At 61.9% G+C, this 19,274-nt stretch carries 17 protein-coding genes; 7 read left to right on the top strand and 10 right to left on the bottom strand.

From position 1 onward, the window contains the following. Window positions 1-42: 42 nt before the first annotated feature. Window positions 43-930, bottom strand: a complete 888-nt coding sequence (gene hemF, locus HB676_RS11865) for an oxygen-dependent coproporphyrinogen oxidase (protein ID WP_213737983.1) — start codon at window positions 928-930, stop codon at window positions 43-45. Between the two features lie 24 nt (window positions 931-954). Next, a complete protein-coding gene (locus HB676_RS11860; RefSeq protein ID WP_213737982.1) occupies window positions 955-1,422 on the bottom strand; it encodes a tRNA (cytidine(34)-2'-O)-methyltransferase in 468 nt (155 codons plus the stop codon). 278 nt (window positions 1,423-1,700) lie between these two features. On the opposite strand from HB676_RS11860, the gene petA reads away from it, so the two are divergent. From petA to HB676_RS11845, 3 genes are all read left to right on the top strand, one after another. Further along, complete coding sequence (gene petA, locus HB676_RS11855) at window positions 1,701-2,228, top strand: ubiquinol-cytochrome c reductase iron-sulfur subunit (RefSeq protein ID WP_213737981.1); 528 nt, start codon at window positions 1,701-1,703, stop codon at window positions 2,226-2,228. 65 nt (window positions 2,229-2,293) lie between these two features. After that, window positions 2,294-4,351 carry a cytochrome c1 gene (locus HB676_RS11850; RefSeq protein ID WP_213737980.1) on the top strand — a complete coding sequence of 686 codons (2,058 nt, stop codon included), beginning with the start codon at window positions 2,294-2,296 and terminating at the stop codon, window positions 4,349-4,351. Window positions 4,352-4,567: 216 nt separating this feature from the next. Next, the gene (locus HB676_RS11845; protein WP_213737979.1) at window positions 4,568-5,242 is read left to right on the top strand and encodes a dienelactone hydrolase family protein; all 675 of its coding nucleotides are present in this window, start codon (window positions 4,568-4,570) and stop codon (window positions 5,240-5,242) included. A 147-nt stretch (window positions 5,243-5,389) separates the two neighbouring features. Here HB676_RS11845 and HB676_RS11840 read toward each other — a convergent pair whose 3' ends face one another. Continuing rightward, a complete protein-coding gene (locus HB676_RS11840) occupies window positions 5,390-6,385 on the bottom strand; it encodes a VOC family protein (protein ID WP_213737978.1) in 996 nt (331 codons plus the stop codon). Window positions 6,386-6,821: 436 nt separating this feature from the next. Here HB676_RS11840 and HB676_RS11835 point away from each other — a divergent pair, with 436 nt between their 5' ends. Both HB676_RS11835 and HB676_RS11830 read left to right on the top strand, forming a co-directional pair. After that, window positions 6,822-8,987 carry an anthranilate synthase component I gene (locus HB676_RS11835; protein WP_213737977.1) on the top strand — a complete coding sequence of 722 codons (2,166 nt, stop codon included), beginning with the start codon at window positions 6,822-6,824 and terminating at the stop codon, window positions 8,985-8,987. Window positions 8,988-9,020: 33 nt separating this feature from the next. After that, window positions 9,021-9,560 (top strand): adenine phosphoribosyltransferase, encoded by a 540-nt coding sequence (locus tag HB676_RS11830; protein ID WP_213737976.1) that lies wholly within the window; start codon window positions 9,021-9,023, stop codon window positions 9,558-9,560. A 179-nt stretch (window positions 9,561-9,739) separates the two neighbouring features. Here HB676_RS11830 and HB676_RS11825 read toward each other — a convergent pair whose 3' ends face one another. The 6 genes from HB676_RS11825 to glgC all read right to left on the bottom strand — a co-directional run bounded on the left by HB676_RS11825 (window position 9,740) and on the right by glgC (window position 16,091). Further along, window positions 9,740-10,408: a hypothetical protein gene (locus tag HB676_RS11825; protein WP_213737975.1), complete on the bottom strand. Its 669-nt coding sequence runs from the start codon at window positions 10,406-10,408 to the stop codon at window positions 9,740-9,742. Window positions 10,409-10,466: 58 nt separating this feature from the next. After that, a complete protein-coding gene (locus tag HB676_RS11820) occupies window positions 10,467-11,222 on the bottom strand; it encodes a hypothetical protein (RefSeq protein ID WP_213737974.1) in 756 nt (251 codons plus the stop codon). Between the two features lie 202 nt (window positions 11,223-11,424). Further along, complete coding sequence (locus HB676_RS11815; protein ID WP_213737973.1) at window positions 11,425-12,645, bottom strand: M48 family metallopeptidase; 1,221 nt, start codon at window positions 12,643-12,645, stop codon at window positions 11,425-11,427. A 32-nt stretch (window positions 12,646-12,677) separates the two neighbouring features. Beyond that, window positions 12,678-13,238 carry a LemA family protein gene (locus HB676_RS11810; RefSeq protein WP_213737972.1) on the bottom strand — a complete coding sequence of 187 codons (561 nt, stop codon included), beginning with the start codon at window positions 13,236-13,238 and terminating at the stop codon, window positions 12,678-12,680. Between the two features lie 145 nt (window positions 13,239-13,383). After that, window positions 13,384-14,832: a glycogen synthase GlgA gene (gene glgA / locus HB676_RS11805; RefSeq protein ID WP_213737971.1), complete on the bottom strand. Its 1,449-nt coding sequence runs from the start codon at window positions 14,830-14,832 to the stop codon at window positions 13,384-13,386. Beyond that, window positions 14,829-16,091 (bottom strand): glucose-1-phosphate adenylyltransferase, encoded by a 1,263-nt coding sequence (glgC, locus tag HB676_RS11800; RefSeq protein WP_213737970.1) that lies wholly within the window; start codon window positions 16,089-16,091, stop codon window positions 14,829-14,831. Before glgC ends, glgA begins: the two co-directional genes overlap by 4 nt. Window positions 16,092-16,303: 212 nt before the next feature. Between glgC and HB676_RS11795 the strand changes: the two genes are divergently transcribed. Continuing rightward, the gene (locus HB676_RS11795; protein WP_213737969.1) at window positions 16,304-17,029 is read left to right on the top strand and encodes a hypothetical protein; all 726 of its coding nucleotides are present in this window, start codon (window positions 16,304-16,306) and stop codon (window positions 17,027-17,029) included. 54 nt (window positions 17,030-17,083) lie between these two features. Further along, window positions 17,084-18,058, top strand: coding sequence for a tripartite tricarboxylate transporter substrate binding protein (locus tag HB676_RS11790; RefSeq protein ID WP_213737968.1), 975 nt, complete (start codon window positions 17,084-17,086; stop codon window positions 18,056-18,058). A gap of 34 nt (window positions 18,059-18,092) precedes the next feature. On the opposite strand, the gene HB676_RS11785 is transcribed toward HB676_RS11790, so the two are convergent. Next, the gene (locus HB676_RS11785; RefSeq protein ID WP_213737967.1) at window positions 18,093-19,073 is read right to left on the bottom strand and encodes a small ribosomal subunit Rsm22 family protein; all 981 of its coding nucleotides are present in this window, start codon (window positions 19,071-19,073) and stop codon (window positions 18,093-18,095) included. Window positions 19,074-19,274: the final 201 nt, after the last annotated feature.

Here is a 19,274-nt window from a genome sequence, read left to right as displayed (position 1 = left end):
AGCAGCGGTGGAACTGCGTTCAGCGCCGGTCGCGCGCCGGCGTCACGGCCACTTCACTTCCGGCGGCATCGAGGACAGGATCGAATCGACATTGCCACCGGTCTTGAGGCCAAACGTGGTGCCTCGATCGTAGAGCAGGTTGAACTCGACATAGCGGCCGCGGCGGATCAACTGCTCTTCGCGCTCGGTCGCGGTCCACGGCGAGTTGAAATTCCGGCGCACCAGTTCGGGATAGATTTTCGCAAAGGCGCGGCCGACTTCCTGCGTAAAGCCGAGATCGGCGTCCCAGTCGCCGGAATCATGATGGTCGTAGAAAATGCCGCCGATGCCGCGCGGCTCCTTGCGATGCGGCAGATAGAAATATTCGTCGCACCAGGCCTTGTACTTGTCGTAGTCCGCGACGCCATTGTGGCCGTCGCAGGCGGACTTCATCGCCTCATGAAACGCGATCGTGTCGGCGTCTTGCTGCGTGCGCCGCCGGTCCAGCACGGGGGTCAGATCCGCGCCGCCGCCGAACCAGGCCTTGGTCGTCACTACAAAGCGCGTGTTCATGTGCACGGCCGGGACATGCGGATTGCGCGGATGGCCAATGATCGAAATGCCGGACGCCCAGAACCGCGGATCGTCCGCGGCGCCGGCGATCTGGGCGCGGAATTCAGGGGCGAACTCGCCATGCACCGTTGAGCAGTGCACGCCGATCTTCTCGAACAGCCGCCCGTGCATCAGGCTCATCACGCCGCCACCGCCGCTCTCGCCGGCATGGTCGGTGCGTTCCCAGGGCGTGCGCACGAAACGCCCGGCCTCGCCGGGGTAGAGCGCGGCCGGCGCATCGTCTTCCAGCCGCTCGAAGGCCAGGCAAAGCTGGTCGCGCAGCGCCTCGAACCAGGTCCGGGCGCGCGCCTTGCGATCGTCGATCACGGAAATATTCATGTCCCAATGCCTAACTTCAAATGCCTAACTTTGCGGGCCGTTACCGGCTCTGGTTTGCCGCAACGCCTCGCCCAAGGCCATGGCGGTCGCCATCGCAATATTCAGCGAGCGCAGGCCGGGCTTGATCGGAATCACCAGCCGCGCGTCGGCGGCGGCGGCAACGTTGTCCGGAACCCCGGCGGATTCGCGCCCGAACAGCAAAATGTCATCGGCGCCGTAGCGGTAATCAAGATAGGAGACGGCGCCCTTGGTGGTGAAAAGAAGCAGGCGGTAACGCGCTTCGTGGCGCCATTCCTGGAATTTGGCCCATGAATCATGGCGCATCAGGGTCACCTGGTCGAGGTAATCCATGCCGGAGCGGCGGAAATGCCGGTCGGAGACCGGAAAACCCGCGGGTTCGATGATGTGGGCGGTGACGTCCAGGCAGGCGCAGAGCCGCAGAATCGTGCCGGTGTTCTGGGGAATGTCGGGCTGGAAAAGCGCGATCTGCATTATGTGACGGCCGTTTGGGTGTCTCGTGAAATGTCGGAATAAATCATCGCTATGCGCGGAATTAGTGCATTGCACGCGAGCCAGCCGATAGCGGGCTTGCGCTCGTCCGGCAAGGGTGCCAATAGAACGATTCTGGACTGCTTGTTCCGCCCGATTGGCCGGGAGAAGTGGTCTTTACTGCCGCCGCGGGGGTCGCGGGCGCCGGCAGCCACCCTTGCTTCGTTCATGCGTTGCCTGGGGCGGTTCCACCGGCTGCAGCCGAGAAAGGGTTTGGAATCGTGACGACAGCGTCTTCGGCGGGTACCACACGCCGTGATTTCCTTTTTGTTGCAACCGGAGCTGCCGCCGCCGTCGGTACGGTATTTACCGCGTGGCCGTTCATCTCCCAGATGAATCCGGACGCCTCGACCATCGCGGCCGGCGCGCCGATCGAGGTCGATCTGACGCCGATCGCCGAGGGACAGGACATCAAGGTATTCTGGCGGGGCAAGCCGATCTACATCAGCCACCGGACCAAGAAGCAGATCGACGAGGCCCGTGCGGTGCCCGTCGCGAGCCTGCCGGATCCGGCGACCGATCAATCCCGGGTCAAGGACGGCCATGACCAGTGGCTGGTCGTGATCGGCATCTGCACCCATCTCGGTTGCATCCCGATCGCTCATGAAGGCAATTACGACGGCTTCTTCTGCCCCTGCCATGGTTCTCAGTACGACTCCTCCGGTCGTATCCGTCAGGGACCCGCGCCAGCCAACCTGCCGGTGCCGCCCTATCAATTCGTTTCCGACACCAAAATCCAGATTGGCTGAGCCTCGGATACTTTGTCCGAGACTATAAGCCCGTCGCTCCGTCTTACTTCCCCAGGGATCGCATCATGAGCGGACCATCCGAATACCAGCCGACCCATCCCGCCTTGAAGTGGCTCGAACGGCGTCTCCCGATTATCGGGCTTGTCCATTCCTCCTTCGTGGCCTACCCGACGCCGCGTAACCTCAATTACTGGTGGACCTTCGGCGCCATCCTTTCGATGATGCTCGGGGTGCAAATCCTGACCGGCATCATCCTGGCGATGCACTACACGCCGAATGCCGATCTCGCCTTCAAGTCGGTCGAAAGCCTCGTGCGCGACGTGAACTACGGCTGGCTGCTGCGCAACATGCACGCCGCCGGCGCCTCGATGTTCTTTATCGCCGTCTACATCCATATGTTCCGCGGCCTGTATTACGGTTCATACAAGGAACCCCGTGAAGTCCTCTGGATCCTCGGCGTGATCATCTACCTGCTGATGATGGCGACGGGCTTCCTGGGCTATGTGCTGCCGTGGGGCCAGATGAGCTTCTGGGGTGCCACCGTCATCACCAACCTGTTCTCGGCCGTTCCCTATGTCGGCGACAGCATCGTGACCCTGCTGTGGGGCGGCTATTCCGTCGGTAACCCGACCTTGAACCGCTTCTTCTCGCTGCACTATCTGCTGCCGTTCGTCATCGCCGGCGTGGTCGTGTTGCACATCTGGGCGCTGCATGTCGCGGGCCAGAACAATCCGGCCGGCGTCGAGCCGAAGACTGAAAAAGACACGGTGCCGTTCACGCCCTACGCGACCATCAAGGACGCATTCGGTGTTTCCTGCTTCCTGCTGTTCTTCGCCTGGTTCATCTTCTACATGCCGAACTATCTCGGCGACGCCGACAACTACATCCCCGCCAATCCCGGCGTGACCCCGGCGCACATCGTGCCCGAATGGTACTACCTGCCGTTCTACGCGATCCTGCGTTCGATCCCGAACAAGCTCGCGGGCGTGATCGCGATGTTCTCGGCGATCATCGTGCTGGCATTCCTGCCCTGGCTCGACAGTGCCAAGACGCGCTCGTCGAAATATCGTCCGCTGGCCAAGCAGTTCTTCTGGATCTTCGTCGTGATCTGCATCCTGCTGGGCTATCTCGGCGCGCAGCCGCCGGAAGGCATCTATGTGATCGCCGGCCGTATCCTGACCGTCTGCTACTTCGGCTATTTCCTGGTCCTGCTGCCGCTTCTGAGCCGGATCGAAAAGCCGCGGCCGCTGCCCAATTCGATCGCCGATGACGTGCTGTCGAAGTCCGGCAAGGCGGTCGCGTCGGTGGCGATCATGTTCGCTGTGGCTGGCGCCCTGTTCGCCGGCAGCGTGCAGAACGCGCGGGCCGAAGAGTCGCCCGTGCCGCCCTCGGAGAAATGGTCGTTTGCCGGGCCGTTCGGAAAATACGATCGCGGCTCTCTGCAGCGCGGCCTGAAGATCTACAAGGAAGTCTGCTCGAGCTGCCACGGATTGTCGTATATCGCATTCCGTAATCTCGCCGACGCGGATGGTCCGGGCTATTCGGTGGCCCAGGTCGCAGCGCTGGCGTCCGAATACAAGATCAAGGATGGCCCGAACGACGCCGGCGATATGTTCGACCGGCCCGGCCGCGCCGCCGACTACTTCCCGTCGCCGTTCCCGAACGATCAGGCCGCCCGCGCGGCCAATGGCGGCGGCCTGCCGCCGGATCTGTCGCTGATCACCAAGGCTCGTTCGTATGAGCGCGGCTTTCCGCAGTTCATCTTCGACTTCTTCACCCAATTCCAGGAGCAGGGGCCGAACTACGTCAGCGCGATCCTGCAGGGTTTCGACAAGAAGCCGGCGGATGTGACGTTGCCCGAGGGCACCTACTACAACAAGTACTTCCCCGGCCACGCGATCAAGATGCCGAAACCGCTGTCCGACGGTCAGGTCACGTTCGACGACGGCGCTCCGGCGACGCTGGCGCAATACTCCCATGACGTCACCACGTTCCTGATGTGGGCCGCGGAGCCGCATATGGAAGCCCGCAAGCGGCTTGGGCTGCAGGTATTCGTGTTCCTGATCATCTTCGCCGGTCTGATGTTCTGGACCAAGAAGAAGGTCTGGGCCGACGCGCACTAAGCCTGTCGCGATCATGTGAATTGAAAAAGCCCCCGCGGGGGCTTTTTTGTTGGCTGTCGTTCGTCATTCCGGGGCGTCCGAAGGACGAGCCCGGAATCTCGAGATTCCGGTCTCGATGCTGCGCATCGCGCCGGAATGGACGGAGTTTAATTGCTTCCCGGCCACGTCACAGACAAACTAGCCGCGAAAGCTTCGTCAAAACCACCGGAGGAACCCATGGGCACCAGCATTTCGTTCAAGCGTCCGGATGGCAAGGACGCCAACGGCTATCTCGCCAACGCAGCGCGGGGCAACGCGCCGGGCGTGGTCGTGATCCAGGAATGGTGGGGGCTCTCAGAGCAGATCAAGGGGCTGTGCGATCGCTTCGCAGTGGCTGGCTTCGATGCGCTGGCGCCCGATCTCTATGCCGGCAAGGTGGTGCCGTATCACGATACGGACGCGGCCGGCAAAGAGATGAACTCGCTGGATTTCATGGACGCCACCACGCAGACCGTGCGCGGCGCCGCACAGTATCTCGGCAAGAACGGCGCCAAGGTCGGCCTGACCGGTTTCTGCCTCGGCGGCGCGGTCACCATCATCGGCGCTGCCAAAATTCCGGAACTGACCGCAGGCGTGGTGTTCTACGGCATCCCGCCGGAAGCGGCGGCAAAGCCGGCGGATATCAAGATTCCGCTGCAGGCCCATTTTGCCAACAAGGACGACTGGTGCACGCCGCAACTGGTCGATGCCTTCGCGAACGGCATGAAGGCCGCCGGCAAGTCACTCGAACTGTTCCGCTATGACGCCGACCACGCCTTCGTCAACGAACAGCGCCAGTCGGTGCATGACCGCGAAGCGGCGGAACTGGCATGGGGCAGGGCGACGGAGTTTTTCCGGAAGCATTTGGGGTAGGGCATATTGAATCGTCGTCCCGGCGAAGGCCGGGACCCATACGCCGTGCTCGCCAGTTTAGAAGACGGTGTTCGACGACCTCCCGTAACCACAACTGCCGGTGGTTATGGGTCCCGGCTCAAGGCCGGGACGACGTTGAGGGACCAATCAGCCCTTCACCCCATCCCACCACGCACACGTGCCCGACATAAGCTTGTAATTGCCATCCATCACCTGGACCGGCGCGCGTAGGCCCGAAGCCGCAGCGCGCATGCGCATTTCGCGCGCGACTTCGCGATCGGCCGGCGGCAGCCAGACGCGCTCATGACCCCACAGGCTCGGGCCGGCGTGCATCTCGAACGGTTTCCATGTCGAAGGCTCGATCTCGCGGCCGCCCCAACCGCATTCGATCATGAATGACGATGGGCTTTTGGCGTAGAACGAGGTCATGAGATCGTTGGTGTGGCGGCCGAGCGTGACATTGACGCGATCGGGCTGGGTCAGTGCAATGTCATAGGACTGACCGACATCATCGAGCGAAAACAGCTCCACCATCAGATGATGCATACCGTTCTTGCCGGTCTCGATCAGGGCCAGCGAGTGATGCCGGGCGTTGATGTGGAAGAAATAGGCGCGGAACGGCTTTTCGATGTAGTCGCTCAGCGCGAATCCAAGCACGTCGACATAGAACGCCATGACCGGCTCGAGGTTCTCGACCGTCAGCACCGCGTGCCCCAGCCCGAGCGGCCCGGTGCGGAATCCTGAAATTGAGCGGCCCGGACTGAACGGCGTATCGTCGATCTCGGCGCCGTAAAACGCCTCCAGCCGATTGCCCGCGGGATCGTGAAACGAAATCAGCCGGCCAACGCGCCTCGCATCGGCCAGCGTTTGCGGCTCGGCGGTGACGCTGACTTTGGCCTGTTCCAGCCGTGCCGCGAGGGCGTCCAGCGCGGCCGCATCGGCGACCTCCCAGCCGAAGAAACGCGCGCCTTCCGGCATCGAACGGTCGATCACGATGCGCTGCTTGCGGTCGTCCATCCGGAACGCCAGCAGGGAAGAACTGCGTTCCACCGCCTGCAGCCCGACCAGCCCGGTGCCGAATTGCCGCCAGTCATCGAGCGCGGCCGAGCCGAACCCGGCATACCCCAGAGCCTGCACTGGCATCGCGCGCCTCCCGCGTTCTTTTGTGATCTTGATCGAATCCTACGCAAATTTTCAGGATCAGGCGAGCGGTCTGACCCACAGTCCATCGGCTGGCGCGAGAACGTTCCCTCTCCCGCGCTTGCGGGGAGGGTTAGGGTGGGGCCGCTACGGGGGCACCTTGCGTGGGCTGCCCCCTCTCCAACTCTCCCCGCAAGCGGGAGAGAGGGCAGACGGCCCGGGTATTGCCAGTCGTGCCCTTGACGATCCGGCTGAGCCATGGTGTTTACCGGCCATGAACACCGTTGTCCGCCCAGCCCGTCTCTGGTGGCGCACCTCCTAAGAGGTGGCCGGTGCGATTTCATTTCAATCAATCGTCAGAGGCCGTCATCGCAGCGCGACGGCCTTCTCGTTTGTCCTCTGTGTGGCGTTCCCTCGGCAAGTTTCGTAAGAGGATCACATGAACAGGACAGCCTTTTCACTGCCGGCCCGCAGCCTCTATCGCACCCATGGCGGCCTCGAAGTGACGCGTTCGGTGGAGCAATTCTCCGGGGGAGCCAACCGGCTCGATGATCTGATCGACCTGCTCGACAGCCGCCGCGGCGTGGTGCTGTCGTCGGGAACTACAGTGCCCGGCCGCTATGAGAGTTTCGATCTCGGTTTTTCCGATCCGCCGCTGCGGCTGGAAACCACCGGCGCGAATTTCCTGCTCGATGCGCTGAACGCGCGGGGCGAGGTGCTGATCGCTTTCATTGGCGACGTGCTGCGCGAGCCCTGTGTCGTCGTCACCGAAAAGAGCCCGCGCCGTCTCGCCGGTCATATCGTGCGCGGTGAAGCCCCGGTCGATGAAGACCAGCGCACCCGCCGCGCCAGCGTGATGTCGCTGGTGCGCGCGCTGGTGGCCGCACTCGGCGCCAATGACGATCCGATGCATGGCCTGTTCGGCGCCTTCGCCTATGATCTCGTGTTTCAGATCGAAGATCTCGTGCAGAAGCGCCCGCGCGAGGCCGACCAGCGCGACATCGTGCTGTATCTGCCGGATCGCCTGTTGGCCTATGACCGCGCCACCGGGCGGGGCGTGGTGCTGAGTTATGATTTTGCCTGGAACGGCAAATCTTCCGAAGGCCTGCCGCGCGACACGCCGGAAAGCATCTACGCCAAGACGCCGCGGCAAGGTTTTGCCGATCACGCGCCCGGCGAATATCAGGCGACGGTCGAAACCGCGCGCGCGGCGTTTGCGCGCGGCGATCTGTTCGAGGCGGTGCCGGGGCAATTATTCGCCGAACCCTGCGAGCGTTCGCCGGCGGAAGTATTCCAGCGGCTGTGCCGGATCAACCCGTCGCCCTATGGCGCGCTGATGAATCTCGGCGACGGCGAGTTTCTGGTGTCGGCCTCGCCGGAAATGTTCGTGCGCTCGGACGGACGGCGGGTCGAGACCTGCCCGATTTCCGGCACCATCGCGCGCGGCATCGATGCGATCGGCGATGCCGAGCAGATCCGGCAATTGCTCAATTCGGAGAAAGACGAATTCGAGCTCAACATGTGTACCGACGTCGACCGTAACGACAAGGCGCGAGTCTGCATCCCCGGCACCATCAAGGTTCTGGCGCGGCGCCAGATCGAGACCTACTCAAAGCTGTTTCACACCGTCGACCATGTCGAAGGCATGCTGCGGCCGGGCTTCGATTCACTCGATGCGTTTCTCACCCACGCCTGGGCAGTGACGGTGACCGGTGCGCCCAAATTATGGGCGATGCAGTTCGTCGAGGACAATGAGCGTTCATCGCGTCGCTGGTATGCCGGCGCGATCGGGGCGGTGAATTTCGACGGCAGCATCAATACCGGGCTGACTATCCGCACGATCAGGATGAAAGACGGGCTGGCCGAGGTGCGGGTCGGCGCCACCTGTCTGTTCGATTCAGACCCTGCCGCCGAGGACCGGGAATGCCAGGTCAAAGCGGCGGCGCTGTTTCAGGCGCTGCGCGGCGATCCGCCGAAGCCGTTATCGGCCTTCGCGCCTGATGCCACCGGTTCAGGCAAGCGGGTGCTGCTGATCGATCATGACGACAGCTTCGTGCATATGCTGGCGGATTATTTTCGTCAGGTCGGCGCCACCGTGACCGTGGTACGCTATATTCACGCCCAGCACATGCTGGACACCCAAAGCTACGATCTCCTGGTATTGTCGCCAGGGCCGGGGAGGCCGGAAGATTTCGCCATTTCCAAAACCATCGGAGCGGCGCTCGACAAGAAGCTGCCGATCTTCGGCGTCTGCCTGGGAGTGCAGGCGATCGGCGAATATTTCGGCGGCCAGCTCGGCCAGCTCAGCCAGCCCGCGCATGGCCGGCCGTCGCGGGTTGCGGTTCGCGGCGGCAGGCTGATGCAGAACCTGCCCAATGAGATCGTGATCGGCCGCTATCATTCGCTCTATGTCGAGCGCGACAGCATGCCCGACGTGCTCGAGGTGACAGCGAGTACCGAAGACGGCGTCGCGATGGCGATCGAGCACAAGAGTTTGCCGGTCGGCGGTGTGCAGTTTCACCCGGAATCGCTGATGTCGCTTGGCGGCGAAGTCGGCCTGCGCATCGTCGAGAACGCATTTCGGCTGCGCGTGCCAGTGAATTGAAGATTACCTGCAGGAAATCTGAAAGAGAAACCGATGACTTTTGAATATGATTTGAAGTCCAGCGTTCGCACCATTCGCGATTACCCAAAACCGGGCATCCTGTTTCGCGATATCACGACGTTGCTCGGCGACGCCCGCGCGTTCCGCCAGGCCGTCGATGAACTGGTGCAGCCATGGGCCGGCAACAAGATCGACAAGGTCGCCGGCATCGAGGCGCGCGGTTTTATCCTGGGCGGCGCGGTGGCACATCAGATCTCGGCTGGTTTCGTTCCGATCCGCAAGCGGGGCAAGCTGCCGCACACCACGGTGCGGATCGCCTATTCGCTGGAATACGGCCTCGATGAAATGGAAATGCATGCCGATGCGATCCTGCCCGGCGAGCGCGTGATCCTGGTCGACGATCTGATCGCGACCGGCGGCACCGCCGAGGGCGCGGTCAAGCTGATACGCCAGATCGGCGCCACTGTGGTCGCGGCTTGTTTCATCATCGATCTGCCGGATCTCGGCGGCGCCGCAAAATTGCGCGCGATGGATGTGCCGGTGCGGACCCTGATGGCGTTCGACGGGCATTGAGAGGTTAGAAGAGAGGAGCGCAGAACTCTCGGCGTCTTCAATCGTCATACGCGGGCTTGACCCGCGTATCCATTACACTTCAAAAAAACTTTGCGAAACGGGATGGATTGCCGGGTCAAGCCCGGCAATGACAAAGCGGCGTATGCGTTCGCCGGGACGACGTGTTGAGAGTGGTACGTCTACGACCTCTGCAACAGCAGCCTCAGCTCCAAATCGCGAAAGCTGGAATAGTTCTTCCGAATCCACTGATGCAGTTCGGTGGATGAATCCTTTTCCTGCCGCAGATATCCCGTGAACGAGAAATTCAGCCGGTCGATATAGGTCTTGAGAAACGCCGGCAGCGCCGGGACGCGTATGATCCGGCCATGTCCCATGGCGGGGGGTAGTTCACCGCGCACCACATGTTCGTTGTCGATGGTCACCAGCGCGTTGGCGGGGATCTGCTCCTGCAGCATCGGATAGCCGCGTGCCGAGACCCGGTCGGTATCGGCGACAAACAGGATGATCGGAGCCACACCGCGCCGTGCGGCTTCCTTCAGGAAGCCGATCTCATCGGTCATCGTGAAGAACTCGTCGAAGGCATGAAAGCCGAGATCGATCACCTTGGCGACGCCGTCATTGACGATCAGGCGGTCCATCAGCGCCATCTTGCCGAAAGTGTTGTCGACCTCGGCGGTCTCGGTGATCCGCGGCAGATATTCCAGCAGCGACGGCTCTTTCAGGTTGATGTCGAAAGCCGTGACGGTGCCGTTTTTCAGCAGCAGGAATTCGCTCAACAGCCGCGCCAGCAGGGTCTTGCCGACCAGCGGGCGGGGCGAGCAGATGATGTAGATGGGCGTCGCGGACATCAGGGCTATATCAGGCGAATTCTGCGCCTAATCCAGCCAAATTATATCGCCCGCGCCATTATTTTTCGCCGGTGCGTGGGACGCCTTTGCTGGAGCCGACCAGATCGGTCAGCTTGATGCGGTCGAATTCGCTCCAGACATTGGCCAGCCAGTGGCGGACATAGCCGCGCAGCACGAACGAATAATTCGCGGCTTCGTCATTGGTGCCCTTGTTGGCGACGAATTTGAGGAATGGCACCGAGGCGACCTCGACCTGCTCATAGGCCATTTCGTTGAGCTTGGGGATGGTGAGTTCGGTGGCGTCCTTGATGCGGTGGAAATAGGAATTGTAGGTCGCCTGATCCCATTCGAAGAAGCTGGTGTTGTTGATGAAGTTCTTCACCAGGAAATATTTCGCGCCCTGCATGAAATTCGCGGTCTCCGCGATTTCGTCCAGCGAGGCGATCGAGGGGCCGAGAATGTGGAACACGGCGAAGGTGATCTGGCCGGTTTTGGCGGCATCGAGAAAGCCGATATCGCGCAACGAGGCCAGGGCCGGCGACAACAGTCCGGCGCGGACATCGATTACGGTGACCGAGGGGCTGACGGCGTTCAGCGTATCGAAGATCTTCATCTGATCCGATGTCGTCGTCATGTCGACGATCTCGGTAATGTCGGGATGAAAGCGCTTCAGGGTGCCCCGCGGGGCTTCGGTATCGAAGGCCCGGGTCGGCACGTTATTGGCGCTGAAATAGTCCAGCACGGTTCGCGAGACGGTTGTCTTGCCGACCCCGCCCTTGTCAGCACCTACTACAATCACTACCGGCTTCGCCATGAACGCCCCTTGCGCGCAATATTATATCCCGACCGTCGCTCTATACACGATGCGATCAGAATGTCCCCCGCCTGCTTTAGGCGGGAACATGGCAGAAACAAGGGAGAATTCAATTCATTAGACGGCGGCCGGGTTTAATCGTGCCGATGTCGTTAATCCCGTACAAGTTCCGGTCGTTCAATGGGCTTTATCGCTGGGATCGCTAGTGCCGGCCCCAAGGACCTATGGGAGGACCGCCAGGAGGACTTGCGGGATTGCTCCAAGGTCCCTGCGATGCACCGGGAGGGCCCCATGGACCCGACGGCGGTGGCGGGGGCTGGCCATCAGCCGGCAGCGGAGGTGGCTGATCGTCCGGTGCATCGGATGTATCCGACGGCACAGTATCCGAAGGCAGTGCTAGCGGTCCGGGGTCGTGACCGCCGGCGAATTTCACCAGCGCTTGTACGCGGGTGTCGACCGAGGGATGGGTCGCGAACAGGTCGGAAAAACCCTCGCGCGGGTTGTCGAGGCACAATTCCATGACCGCCGACGTTGCGCCGGGAAGTTCGCCGCGGTTCTCGATTTTGCGCAGCGCCGAGATCATCGCATCGGGATTTTTCGTCAGTTCGACCGATCCGGCGTCGGCCAGCAATTCGCGCGAGCGCGACAGTGCCAGCCGCACCATTTGCGACAACAGCCACGCCAGCGCGATCAGCGCGACCGCGATGATGATGACAAGGATGGCCGCGCCGCCGCCGGAGCTTTTCCGGTCGCTGCTCGAAGAGGATGACGACGAGGATGAAGAGGAAGAGGACGACGACCACCCACCACCATAATAGCCGAAATTGGTAAAACCCCGGAACAGCAATTCAGCGAAGAATCCGACCACGCCGGCGATGATCACCGCGATTACCATCATCTGCACGTCGCCGTTGCGGATGTGGGTAAGTTCATGGCCGAGCACCGACTCGACCTCCTGGTCGTTGAGCGCGTTCAACAGGCCGGTGGTGACGGTGATGGCATATTGGCGCTGGTTGAGCCCGGTCGCGAACGCGTTCAGCGCGTCGCTGTCGATGATTTTCAGCTTCGGCATCGGGATGCCGCGCGAGATGCAGAGATTTTCCAAGAGATTATAAAGCCGCGGCTGCTGCTGCCGCGTCACGTCCTCGCCGCCGGTCACGGCATCGACGATCGATTGATGGAAGAAATAGGCGATCACGATCCACAGCACGGCGGCAAGCGTGGCATAGGGAAACGCCGTCACCAGGTCGCGCGCCGCCTTGGCCAGATAATAATCGAGCGGTCCGCCGGCGTTGATCAGCACTTCGGCGATCAGCGCGCCGGCATAGACCATCACATAGATCAGAACGAACAACCCGGCGAGCAGCAGCATCGAACGGAATTTGTTCGATGCGATGTGCGTGTAAAGACCATACGCGGCCATGATGCGCTGCTCTGCCGGAAAGCCCTAAAAGGTCAGAACTTGACCGTCGGCACCGCCTCGACTTCGGTCCTGGAGGCGCCGAGGTCGAAGAAATCCTTGCGGGTGAAGCCGAACATGCCGGCGAACAGAGCGGCCGGCATCTGCTGGATTCCGGTGTTGTATTCGGAAACCGCGTTGTTGAAGAAGCGGCGGCTGGCCGCGATCTTGTTTTCGAGGTCGGACAATTCGCTCGCCAATTGCTGGAAGTTGGCGTTGGCCTTGAGGTCGGGATAGGCCTCGGACAGCGCGATCAGCTTGCCGAGCGCGCCGCTCAACTGGTTTTCGGCGGCGGCGACCTGTCCCGGCCCCTGCGCCGTCATCGCCGCGTTGCGGGCCTTGACCACGTCGTCGAGCGTGCCGCGTTCATGCGCGGCATAGCCCTTCACGGTTTCCAGCAGGTTCGGGATCAGGTCGTGGCGCTGCTTGAGTTGCACGTCGATGTCGGCAAACGCCTGATTGACGCGCTGGCCGAGCGCGACTAGGCGGTTATAGGCGCCGATCGCGAACAGAACGAGAATAACGATGACGCCGAGAACGATCCAGCCGGTCGACATGGCAACAGCTCCTGATGAGACAACGAAGGCGGGCAGGGTAGACCAAAAAGCCCGCGCGCGGCAGCCCGCCGCGAGATGGGGTTACCCTTGGTCGGGCGCAAGGCGAGTTTAGTTCAAAGCAAGGGAGAAGGCGGGTTACCCCCGGCTAATGCCCGCTACCGGCAATCTCGCGATATAGACGGGCATACTGGCTGGCACGGCTCCGCCAGGAAACGTCGGTCGACATGCCGTTCATCTGTATTTTTTTCCATGCCGCTTTGTTTCGAAACAGGGCGTTCGCCCGGCGCAATGCCGCGGCGAGATTTTCGGTGGTGACCGGTCCGAATTTAAACCCGGTCGCCTGATCGCTGTCCGTTTCATCGAAATCGTGAATGGTGTCTTCGAGGCCGCCGACCCGTGACACGATGGGAACGGCGCCATAGCGGAGCGCACAGAGCTGCGTGAGGCCGCATGGCTCAAATCGAGAGGGCACCACAAGCGCGTCGGCGCCGGCCTGGATGAGATGCGCCAGCTTTTCGTCATAGCCGATCAGGACGCCGATCTGTCCGGCATTGGCTTTCGCGGCTGCCCGGAATTTATCCTCGAGTTCGGCGTCTCCACTGCCGAGCACGGCCAGTTGCATCCCTTCATCCAGCAAGGCGGGAATGCATTCGATCAGAAGATCCAGTCCCTTTTGCCAGGACAGGCGGCTGATCACGCCGAGCAGAATGGCCTCGTTGTTGGGTTGCAAGCCAAATCGTCGCTGCAAAGCTACCTTGTTGGCAAGGCGACCGTCAGGATCATCCAGGCTGAAAGAACTGGAAATGTCGCCGTCCGCAGCGGGATTCCACACGTCGATATCGATCCCGTTGAGAATGCCCTGGAGCTGGCCGGAACGTGCGCGCAGCAAGCCACCGAGGCCCATGCCGCCTTCATCGCCCTGGATCTCGACGGCGTAGGTCGGCGAGACGGTCGTAATGCGATCGGCAAATTGAAGCCCGGCTTTCAGAAAGCCGATGTCGCCATAATATTCGACGCCAGCCATCGTGAAAGAGTCCGGCGGCAAGCCAATCTCGCGCAGCATTTGCTGCGGAAAGCGGCCCTGAAAGGCGAGGTTGTGGACGGTCAAAATCGTGCCCGGACGCGGCTGGCCGCTGTAGTGCAGATAGGCGGGCGTCAAGCCGGCCTGCCAGTCGTGCGCATGAACCACGTCAGGTACGAAAGACGGCACGCCGCCGAGCCCGATGTCGGCGGCCGTGCCCGCCAGCGCCGCAAATCGCAGGCCGTTATCCGGCCAGTCGACACCCTCAGGCGAGAGATAGGGATTACCCGGGCGCCCAAACAGATGCGGCGCATCCAGCACCAACAAGTCGAGTGCACCGCAGGAACCACTGAGCAGGCGTGCCGGTCCGCCAAAGAAATCCCGCCATGCCAGCACCTGCTCGGCTTTTTCCAGCGCGCTGATGGCGGCCGGATAGCCCGGCAACAGGGTGCGGGTTTCGATGCCTTCCGCCTTGAGAGCGATCGGTAGAGCGCCGGTTACGTCCGCAAGGCCACCGGTTTTGATGATGGGATAGATTTCCGAAGCGACCGAAAGGGCGCGGACAGGCCTCATGCATTCAGCCTGTCGATCATCGGCTGGGTGATCAGGCAAATTCCCTGATCTGTGCGTCGAAAGCGGCTTGCGTCGAGTTCGGGATCTTCACCGACGACAAGTCCTTCGGGAATTTTCACGCCACGGTCGATCACCACGTTCCTCAATCTCGCGGTTCGCGCCACATCAACATAAGGCAGGATCACCGCGCCCTCAACCCGGGCATGCGAATGCAGGTGTACGCCGGTGAACAGCAGCGAGCGCCGCAGCGCCGCACCTGACACGATGCAGCCGCCTGCAACCAGCGAGGTCACGGCTTCTCCGCGCCTGCCGTCTTCGTCATGGACGAATTTGGCGGGGGGCGAAATCTCGGCATAGGTCCAGATCGGCCACGACCGGTCATACAGATCAAGTTCAGGCACAACGTCGGTGAGATCGATATTCGATGACCAATAGGCGTCGACCGTTCCGGCATCGCGCCAGTAACTGGGCTGATCGGTGCCGGATCGGACGCAGGACTTGCTGAACTGATGCGCGACCGCGCGGCCATGTTTCACCACATAGGGGATAATGTCCTTGCCGAAGTCGTGGCTCGAATGCGGATCGGCGGCATCGCGCTTTAACTGATCGAACAGAAATTCGGTGTTGAAAACATAGATGCCCATGCTGGCGAGCGATACATCCGGCTTGCCGGGCATCGGCGGAGGGTCGGCCGGCTTCTCGAGAAAGGATTGGATGATGTCGTTTTCGTCGACATGGATGATGCCAAAGGCGCTGGATTCCGCGCGCGGCATTTCGAGGCAGCCGACGGTGACATCCGCGCCGGACTCGACATGCTGCTTCAGCATGATCTCGTAATCCATTTTATACACATGGTCGCCGGCAAGCAGGACGATGAACTGGCAGGAATGGGCCTCGATAATATCGATGTTCTGATAGACGGCGTCCGCGGTTCCGACATACCACATGGTTTCGGAAACCCGCTGGCTGGCCGGCAGGATGTCAAAGCTTTCGTTGCGCTCCGGACGGAAGAAGTTCCAGCCCATCTGCAAATGACGAATAAGACTGTGAGCCTTGTATTGGGTGGCGACGGCGATGCGCCTTATGCCGGAGTTCAGCGCATTCGAGAGCGCAAAGTCGATGATACGCGACTTGCCTCCGAAATAGACCGCCGGCTTGGCGCGTCTGTCGGTCAATTCCTGCAGCCGGCTGCCCCGGCCGCCCGCAAGAACAAAGGCGAGGGCGTATCGCGACAACGGTTCGTTCGGGACGGCTCGCATTTTTCCTGCCTCCACAGAGCCACACCAACTCGCAATCCCGACCGGTCGTTCCCGGGGGCTCGGGCCTCCGCGACGTCGACGGTACCCGGAGCAATAGATGAATGCCAGCGGGTTTGGTCCGGCACGACGCTTGGAAAGCGCCGCGCGCCGACCTAGAGTTGGCCAACTACAAAAATGGACGCAAGTGATTTTGTGATGAAGGTGATTTTGTCATGAAGGGATGGCGTGCCCGCATAGGATTTCTGGTGCCGCCGGGAAATCCGACGGTTGAACCGGAAATGACGGAGCTGGCGCCATCAGGCGTATCGCTTCATTTCACCCGGATGAGCGCGGACGGCCCGGCCGGGACGCATACCGGCCAGGAAGAACGCAATCTCAGCCAGCTTGCAAGCATCCCGGCCTGCGTCAAGCTGCTCGCCATGGTGTCGCCCCGCGTCATCGTGATGGCGCACACGGCGACGAGCTATACGCTGGGACAACTGCGGGAAGCCGAACTGGTAGCGCAGATGGAAGCCGCCAGCGGTGCGCGCTTCATCACGGCCTTCGGAAGCGTACTCGCGGCCTTCTCTCACCTTGGCGCGCGCCGGGTCGCCTATGCCACGCCGTATTCGGCCGATATGACCGCGCGTGGCAAGCAGCATCTCGAAAGCTGCAGCATTGAGGTCGTCAGTTCAGGCCATCTGGCTGACGTCCGCAATATCTACGAGGAAACCAGTGCGCGCGCCTATGCGATCGCCCGGCAGGTCGATCACCCCAAGGCCGATCTGATCTTCCTCAGCGGCGTCGGCATGCCGACGCTCGATGCACTGCAGTCCCTTGAGGACGATTTGGGCAAGCCGGTTGTTTCGGCGGCTTCGGCGATGATGTGGCACGCCTTGCGCACGGCCGGCGTTAGTTGCAGCGTCAAAGGCTACGGCAAATTGCTGGAAGGCAGCTAATTAATCTCGCGACAAGACCGAATGAACGGTCATGCGGGACGACAGGGAGGAACGATGAGGCTCGCTTTGAGGCTGTTCGCCGCCCTGTGCGTGTTGCTCGCCGCGCCAACGGCTTTGGCACAATCCGGCTATCCGAACCGGCCGGTGAAAATCGTGGTCGGTTTTACGCCCGGCACCGCGCCTGATCTCGCGGCGCGCATTCTTGCCGACCGGTTTGCGGACGTCTGGGGTTCGCCGTTCGTGGTCGAGAATACGCCGGGCGCCGGCAGCAACATCGCCACCGATCACGTCGCCAAGGCTCCTGCCGACGGCTACACGTTGCTGATGGGCGGCAACTCGTCACTGGTCATCAATCCGAGTCTGTACGAAACGCTGCCATTCGACCCGATCAAGGATTTCGCGCCGATCTCGCAGGTATTCATCGCAGCCAACGTGCTGGCGGTGCCCTCCGCGCTGCCGATCAAGAGTGTGGCGGAACTGGTGGCGCTTGCCAAAGCGAACCCCGGCAAGCTTTCCTACGCCCATGCCGGGGTGGGCACGTCGCAGCATCTGGGCGCTGAATTGTTCAAATACATGGCGCATGTCGATATTTCAGCCGTGCCCTATCGCGGCACCACGGCGCTGATGCCGGACCTGCTCGCGGGCCGCATCACCATGTCGTTCGCCAATATCTCCAACGTGATCCCGCTCGCGCGCGAAGGTAAATTGCGCGCGCTGGCCATCACCTCGATCAAGCGTTCGCCGCTGGCGCCCGATCTGCCGACCATGGCGGAATCCGGATATCCGGGCTTTGAGGCCGTGCCGTGGTTCGGTCTGTTCGCGCCGGCCGGCACGCCCAGGGATGTTCTGGATAAATTGCATGACGAGACCGTCAAGGCTCTGGCGGCGCCGCAGGTGCGCAAGAAGTTCGACGAACTTGGGCTCGAGCCGATCGGCGGTACGCCGGATGAGTTGACCGCGATCATCCGGAAAGAAACGCCCGAATGGGCCAAAGTAATCAAGGACGCCGGCATTAAGCTCGGCAATTAGTGCGGCATTTGACGCGATGTTGATGCGTCACGCGTTACGGCTCTTCCACCACCGCGTCACCCCATCGCCAGCGCCGGGCGCGGGCATAATCCGCCTTGGTGCGGCTGGGCACTTTGGTCACAGTGAGACCATCCGGCGTGCAGAGTTTCGCTGTTACATCGACCTTGCTCACGATGGGCTGCGCCAGCACGCGGGCGGGATGAGATGTCACTGGCGCGCGCGTCAGCGCGACATAGCTGAATTTCTCGTCTTCGAACGGCAACTCCGCGCCCTTGATCTGCATATGCGCGCGCAGGCGCGGCAGGCGCTGGGTGAAATGACACCAGTCGGGCGCCGTGAGCGGACACGGGCCGTCATGCGGGCAGGGGGCAGCAATATGCGCGTCCAATGCGATCAACTGTGCGCGCAGCGCAATGATCCGCGCATAGCCCGAGGGGGTGCCGGGTTCGACGATGACAAGCGTATCGCGGGTCTTCGACCACATCAGTTCAGCGAGCGCGCTGCGTTCCTTGTCGCTGAGTTCGGCGATCACATAACTCGCCACCACAAGATCGGCCGGTTCGGATGCGGCGAGCGCCGCGCGGGCTTCGCCGCGCTGATAGGTCATTTTGCCAAGACGCGAACTGTCGCGGCCGAGATCCAGCGCCAGCGCGCGCAGTGCGCTGTTGGCGTCCAGCAGCGTGAAGTCTTGCAGCGATGAAAACGCCTCGGCCGCGGCCCAGCTTGCGGTGCCCGGACCGGCGCCGATATCGAGCAGGCTTGCCGGCGCAAAGTTTGGCGTGATCTCGCGCAGCGCGTTCAGGCTCGCGGTCACTGCGGCGTAGGTCGCGGGCATCCGCGCCAGTGCGTAAGCTAATGCATCGGTCTCGGATTTGATCGCGCCGGAATGGCCGCCGTCGCGGTAGGTCTTCGAGATCACCGCGGCGCGTTCGGCGGCGTCGTTGCGCGACAGCCCGTGCAGCTTGGCGTCAAGCGCGGCTTTCAGTTCAGCGGGAAGATCGGGCGCGGTCATCATCGTCTTCTTCCCTTCTCCCCAGCCAACTCGGGTTTACCCGAGTTGGCTATTCTGAATTTGTCGAAGTCGGATATATCCGACTTCGAGTGGGAGAAGGTGGCGCGAAGCGCCGGATGAGGGGTCTCTTTCCATCGATAGATCGGAACCCCTCACCCGTCTCGAATTCGCTGCGCTCATTCGAGCCACCCTCTCCCACAAGGG

The sequence above is a fragment of the Bradyrhizobium sp. dw_411 genome (assembly GCF_018449695.1).
Classification (GTDB): domain Bacteria; phylum Pseudomonadota; class Alphaproteobacteria; order Rhizobiales; family Xanthobacteraceae; genus Bradyrhizobium.
The sequence above is the reverse complement of the archived record's forward strand: the minus strand, read 5'-3'. Positions and strand labels throughout refer to the sequence as shown.